At 62.1% G+C, this 430-nt stretch carries 1 protein-coding gene; it reads left to right on the forward strand.

Annotated elements, in window-relative coordinates; translation table 11 throughout:
• Window positions 1-430, forward strand: a 430-nt coding sequence (locus EN852_RS35345) for an SDR family oxidoreductase (RefSeq protein ID WP_135879640.1), incomplete at both ends; no start/stop codon positions are given.

Consider the following 430-nt stretch of genomic DNA (forward strand, 5'->3'; position numbering starts at 1 on the left):
GACGACGTCGCCACCGCAATTCTGAAGGACGGCGGAGAGGCGATCGCTTTCGCCGCCGATGTCGCGGACGAGCGTCAGGCGCGCGCCTGTGTCGACGCCGCCATCGATCGCTTCGGCAAGCTCGACGTGCTCGTCAATAATGCGGGCGTGCTTCTCGTCAATGCGGAGACCGACGACATGCCGACCGACAAGTTCGATGAGCACTTACGCTGCAACGTGCGCTCGGCTTTCTTGATGACGAAGTTCGCGCTGCCGCATCTGAGGAAAACGAAGGGCGTGATCCTCTGTGCCGGCTCCGAAGGCGGCGTTAACGGCCAGCCCAGGAATGTCGCCTATGGCGGAACCAAGGGCTTTCTGCATTCCTTTGTCATGGGCATAGCTGTCGAGCAGTCGCAATATGGCGTGCGGGCCAATTGCGTGAGCCCCGGGC

It is taken from the genome of Mesorhizobium sp. M2E.F.Ca.ET.209.01.1.1 (assembly GCF_004010375.2).
In the GTDB taxonomy this organism is placed as follows: Bacteria; Pseudomonadota; Alphaproteobacteria; order Rhizobiales; family Rhizobiaceae; genus Mesorhizobium.